The sequence below is a fragment of the Bacteroides sp. AF32-8BH genome, from assembly GCF_003435205.1.
Classification (GTDB): Bacteria; Bacteroidota; Bacteroidia; order Bacteroidales; family Bacteroidaceae; genus Bacteroides; species Bacteroides ovatus.
On sequence record NZ_QVLZ01000113.1, the window covers coordinates 1 to 939 of the forward strand.

1 pseudogene is annotated in these 939 nt (G+C 34.3%); it reads left to right on the forward strand.

The window, feature by feature from the left end:
* Window positions 1-299: 299 nt before the first annotated feature.
* Window positions 300-939: pseudogene (locus DWZ47_RS30260) on the forward strand (LuxR family transcriptional regulator); the annotation flags it as partial.

Consider the following 939-nt stretch of genomic DNA (forward strand, 5'->3'; position numbering starts at 1 on the left):
CGTCATTTAATCATTTGTTAATATGACAATCCAAACCCAGGCTTTTACACCCCCTGAATTTCAACCGCTAAAGATATGCACCTATAAACCAACCTCCAAAGCAAAAAACAAGTATTTTAAACTTATAAATACTTAAAAAGACAACCACACAACAGCTACAACACTTGCCACAGCAGCCAATCACGCTTACACAACAATTAAAAACACTTAACATCATAAAGAAAAGTACTTAAACATACAAAAAACAGTTATTTTTGCAGGAGGCATTATACTTAATAACACTTAAAACAATAAAACACATGAAATTCAGCACAAAAGCCGCTACTTTTCTAAGTTCAATAAAAACTCAAACTTACGACAAAAAAGAAAGCGAAATGATAATAACGTATCAACAAAAACGTGTCTTTCATCTATCCCTGCTCATGCTGGCCTTATGCGCACCCATATACATATATTCAGTTCCATTTCCCAATGAACAGTTTTATTATATTAACAGCGTATTATTCCTGTTTATCATTATGTGCACTCTCGCTTATTTAAAAAAGAGAGTAAATCTGACCACGACCTTTTCCATTATACTGATAGCCATACATATCGAGATTTTTATCGAGATAATTTATTGCTCAATATGTAGCGGATGTGAATATAGTTATCAAAGAGCATTGATAATGAGTAACATTACTATCTCTCTCTTATTTACCATGCTTTCCATCTGTGCCTATATGAGTAATATCTCCATCCTATTGTCCTCCCTTACCATAGCTTCCTATACAATCTGCACACTTATCACCGACGAACCGTTCCTATACAGTTATCTGCCTTTGATCATCATCATATACACCATGATCCCCTTATTAGGAAGATCCTTACACAGTAATATCAGCAGCTTGCTAAAAAGTAGCAACTTGCTAAAAGAGGAAGAGGAAATGCTTTTGAAAC